The organism is Streptomyces recifensis (genome assembly GCF_002154615.1).
GTDB lineage: Bacteria > Actinomycetota > Actinomycetes > Streptomycetales > Streptomycetaceae > Streptomyces > Streptomyces griseoluteus.
In genome coordinates, this window is sequence record NZ_MUNH01000231.1 from 1 (window position 1) to 4596 (window position 4596).

4 protein-coding genes are annotated in these 4596 nt (G+C 72.8%); 2 read left to right on the forward strand and 2 right to left on the reverse strand.

Translation table 11 applies throughout. From position 1 onward, the window contains the following. Window positions 1-124 precede the first annotated feature (124 nt). The gene (locus CCN33_RS13960; RefSeq protein WP_086693954.1) at window positions 125-1162 is read left to right on the forward strand and encodes a rod shape-determining protein; all 1038 of its coding nucleotides are present in this window, start codon (window positions 125-127) and stop codon (window positions 1160-1162) included. A 419-nt stretch (window positions 1163-1581) separates the two neighbouring features. Then, a complete protein-coding gene (locus CCN33_RS13965) occupies window positions 1582-2409 on the forward strand; it encodes a glycoside hydrolase domain-containing protein (RefSeq protein WP_086693955.1) in 828 nt (275 codons plus the stop codon). Between the two features lie 61 nt (window positions 2410-2470). On the opposite strand, the gene CCN33_RS13970 is transcribed toward CCN33_RS13965, so the two are convergent. Together CCN33_RS13970 and CCN33_RS13975 are read right to left on the reverse strand one after the other, a co-directional pair. Beyond that, entirely contained in the window at window positions 2471-3007 is a 537-nt protein-coding gene (locus tag CCN33_RS13970) for a DoxX family protein (protein WP_086693956.1), read from the reverse strand. A gap of 75 nt (window positions 3008-3082) precedes the next feature. Then, on the reverse strand, window positions 3083-4596 hold a 1514-nt coding region (locus tag CCN33_RS13975), incomplete at its 5' end, for an N-acetylmuramoyl-L-alanine amidase (RefSeq protein ID WP_341866575.1).

Genomic DNA, 4596 nt, shown 5'->3' on the forward strand with positions numbered 1-4596 from the left:
ATTCAGCGGTGCCCCGCCCGGCCCCCTCCAGAAGGCACCCGCGTCGGTGCCCGCGCAGGATCTCCAGTGAGGCCCGTCGAACCCGGCGGCCCGCCCATGGTCAGCGCACTCGGGAGGAACTGCCGTGACCGTCAGCCTGGAGCAGTTGAGCCGCTGCCACTTCGCCGTCGACCTGGGCGCGGCCCGCACCCGTGTCTATGTGAAGGGCGCCGGACTCGTCGTCGACCAGCCCTCGGTGGCCGCCGTGAACACCCGTACCGGCGCTCTCATCGCGGTCGGAGACTTCGCGGAGCAGATGACCGGGCGCACCCCGCAGTACATCCGGGTGGTGCGGCCGGTGTCCGGTGGCACGGTGGTCGACATCGAGATGGCGCAGCGGATGCTGCGGCACCTGATCGGCGACCGGATGCGCCGCGCCCTGCGCCGCAAGCCCCGGCTCCGCGCGGCGGCCTGCACCCCGCACGAGGCCGACCCGCTGGCCCGACGGGCGACGATCGAGACGCTGGTGGGGCTCGGCGCGCGCCGGGTGGAGCTGGTGGACACCCTGATCGCGGCGGCCGTCGGCTGCGGGCTCCCGGTGGAACGCCCCGAGGCCTCCATGATCATGGTGTGCGGGGCGGCGGCCACCCAGGTCGCGGTGCTGTCGCTGGGCTCGATCGTCACCGCCGAGCGCATCCCGGTGGGGGGTGAGGCGGTGGACCGGGCGATCGTGCAACACCTGCGGCACGAGCACGAGTTGATGCTGCCCAGCCAGTCGGTGCGCCCGCTCCAGATCGCCCTCTCGGACAACGGCCTGACCTCGCAGGGCCCGGTGTCCACCGAGATCCACGGCCGGGACGTCGCCACGGGCCTCGCCCGCAGCGTACGGGTGGACACGGCCGCGATGCGCGACGCGATCCACACCCCGCTGCTGGCCGTCCTCGACGGCATCGGCAAGGTGCTGCGGGACTGCCCGCCCGACCTGGTGGCCGACCTGGTGGACCGGGGCATCATGATGGTCGGCGGCACCGCGCTGCTGCCGGGCCTGGACAGGATGCTCCAGGAGGCCATCGGCATCCCGGCGCACATCGCGGAACGCCCCGACATCTGCGCCGTGCAGGGCCTGGGCGACATGATGGAGGGACGGATCGCCCCGCTGGTCCTGACCCCGCTGGCCGCCTGAAGCCCTCTTGATCGCTACGGCAGACCTGGTCTCAGTAGGGCAGGACACGCCCCGACGGCGTCCTGCGGTCGATCTCCTGGCCCCGCGGAGCCGCTGGCCGACGACTGACCCGCACGCGAATCTGACGCTCCACGTCACCCTCCTCCCAACCGACACCGAACACCGGTAGGAGGACGGTGCCCAGAACGCGACCGCCCCAAGCCCGCGCGGCCAAAGGAATGTGATCACCCCGTTTCCCGGCCCCGCCGGCGGGGGGTCGGCACACCGGGCACACAACCCCCGTACGCACCCCTTGCATTAGAGTGCTGTCACTTCGTACGCCCGCCGCCGCGGAACCGGACGGCCGCGGTACCGGAAGTCACGTCGTTCGCCCCGCGCCGCGCCGTCCGCGCCGTGGGGCATGAGCATCTGGGGTGGGGATGTCCAGCCATCGGCTGTCCAAGAAGAGTCGTTACATCGCCTGGGCCACCGCCGGTGCCGCGGTCGTCGCCGGAGCCGGCGTCGCGGCGCAGGCGTCCAGCGCGGCCACCGCCTGGCCCGCGCAGAAGACCTTCACCGGCCGCGCCTTCGACACCTGCACCGCGCCGTCCGCGGCCGCGATGAAGGCGTGGAAGACCGGCTTCTACGGCGCCGCCGCCGTCTACATAGGCGGTAGGAACCGCGGCTGCGCCCAGCCGAACCTCACCGCGTCCTGGGTGAAGACGGTCAACTCCCAGGGCTGGAAGCTGGTCCCGCTCTACGTCGGCGCCCAGCCACCCTGCCAGAAGAGCGCCAACCCGGAGAAGATGACCACCGCCGACGCGACGTCCCTCGGCGCCACGGACGCCAGGGACGCGGTGGCCAAGGCGTCGGCGCTCGGCATGAAGCCGGGCAGCGCGATCTACCTCGACATGGAGCCGTACGACACCACGGACAAGGCGTGCAACAACGCCGTGCTGTCCTACGTCCGTTCCTTCACCAGGACGCTGCGCGGCAAGGTCTACCGGGCGGGCTACTACGGCTTCACCAGCTCCAGCGCGAAGGCCGTGGCGACGGCGACCGACAGGACCGACCTGCCGGGCAACCTCTGGTACGCCCTGTGGGACCAGCAGAACACCACCACGGCCGACTGGCCCTGGGACCCGAAGGCCTTCACCGACCACAGCCGCGCCCACCAGTACATGGTGAACAGCAAGGAGTCGCGCGGCGGTTACACGATCACGGTGGACCGCAGCGCGTGGGACGCGCCGGTGGCGATCGTCGGCTAGGCCGGACGCGACGAGCCGCCGCACGTGACCGTCACGTGCGGCGGAGACCCGGGTGCCCCGCCTACAGGCTGAGCGTGACGGCCGCCCCGATGCCGCCCAGCCCGAGGGCCACGGCGGCCGGCCACCAGCCGCCCCGGCCCCACGGGAAGAACCGGTCGAGGGCCAGCCGGCCGGGGCCGATCGCGGCGATGCCCAGGGCGACGACGCTGATGCAGACGTTGTACTCCACCCCGCCGTCCGTCTCCCACAGCCCGCCGCGGCCGGTGACCAGCGCCATCGCGTTGATCATGACGCCGATCAGCGCGGCGGCGGCCAGCGGCGTCAGCAGCCCGACGGCCAGGCCGAGGCCGCCGAGCAGCTCGGACAGCCCGCCGATCGTGGCGAAGACCTTCCCCGGCCGGTAGCCGAGACTCTCGAACCCCTTCCCGGTGGCGGTGAGCCCCTGGCCGCCGAAGAGTCCGAACAGTTTCTGCGCTCCGTGGCCCGCCATCAGCAGACCGAAGGTGAGTCTGATGAGCAGCAGTCCCCAGTCGGCGGCGGAACCGAGGGCGGGACGGTCCGTTGCACGGTCGGGTCGGTCGGTGCGCGTAGTGGTCATGGGCGATGCTCCGAAGGCCCCCCACCTGGATCGGAAGGTACGGGCGGCTCCCCCCGCACGACTCTTCCCAGGCTATTAGCGTCCGGCCTGCAGCGCGCCCCAGGTGGCCGGTCCGACCTGGCCGTCGACGCCCAGCGAGCGGCTGGTCTGGTAGTCCCGTACTGCCTGCTGGGTGCCCGAACCGAAGTCGCCGTCCGCCGTGACCGTCCGCCCGAGCGCGGCGGTCAGGGCCCGCTGGAGGCGCTGGACGGCGGCGCCGGTGCTGCCCTGGCTGAGCGCGGGTGTGGTGCCGGCCGAGAGCAGCGCGGTCCAGGTACGGGCGCCGACCACCCCGTCGGCGTCCAGGCCGCGGGCCTTCTGGAAGGCGGTCACGGCCGAGCCGGTCTTCGTGCCGAAGCTGCCGTCGACGGTGCCCGCGTCGAAGCCCTGCGCGTTGAGCAGCGACTGCGCGGCAGAGACCTGGGCGCCGGTGGAGCCGGAGCGCAGGGTGTCGTACGACGGGAAGCTGAGCTGGACCTCGCCGCCGCCGGTGCTGCCGCCGACCAGCTGCATGTAGTAGGTCCAGTTCCAGTTCGGACCGGGGTCGGTGTGGTCGTTGCCGGGCACCTCGGAGTGGCCGACGATGTGCGCGCGGTCCTTGGGGATGCCGTAGCGGGCGCAGATCGAGGCGGTCAGCGCGGCGGAGGAGCGGTACATCGCGTCGGTGAACCAGCTCGGGTTGTCGATGTACCCCTCGTGCTCGATGCCGATACCGCTGGCGTTCCCGGAACGGGCGTGCCAGGCGGTGTCCTTCTCGCGCACCATCTGGGTGATCTGACCGTCGGAGGAACGCACCACGTAGTGCGCGCTGACCTGCGCCGACGGGTTCTGGAACCAACTGATGGTCCCGGCGTACGAGCCCTCGGTGACATGGATGACGACCTTGCTGATCGCCGCCGTGCGGCCGACGGCGTAGTTGGCCGGGTTGGCCGGGACCCAGAGGGCGGAGGGGTAGTCGGGGCTCTGCGCGGCCGGGGCGAGGCTGCCGCGCTCGGGGGCGACCTCGCGGGCGGGGAGGATCAGCTTCTCGCCGCCCTCGGCGCGGGCGGTGACACCCTGGGCGAGGAAGGTGTAGACGGTGTCGGCGTAGAGCCGGGCGGTGGCGGGGTCGGTGGCGCCCCCGTACCGGGCGAGGAGCGGGTACCAGGTGTCGGTGTCGCGGCGCTCGGCCGTGCTCAGGCCGGCGTGGTCGGCGTAGGAGCGCAGGACGGCGGCGCCGCCCCGGATGTTGGCGGCGGTGTCGGTACGCAGGTCGCGGGCGGTGTCGCCGGTGAGCCGGGAGGCCAGCTCCAGGGTGTGCTGGGCCGCGTTGCTGACCAGGTGCATCACGCCGTAGCCGCCGGCCTGGCTGGGCAGGCCGTGGTGGCCGTCGAGGTGGGTCTCGCTGTAGCCGAGGGCGATCAGGAGGTCGCGCGGGACGCCGTACTCGGCCGCGGCGCTGCTGAAGGCTCGGGCGACGGGGCCCTCGGATCTGTCCGTCCGGGGTGCGGCGCCGGCGGGCTGCACGGCGGCGGCGATCACGGCCAGGGTGCCGAGACCGGCGAGGGCCG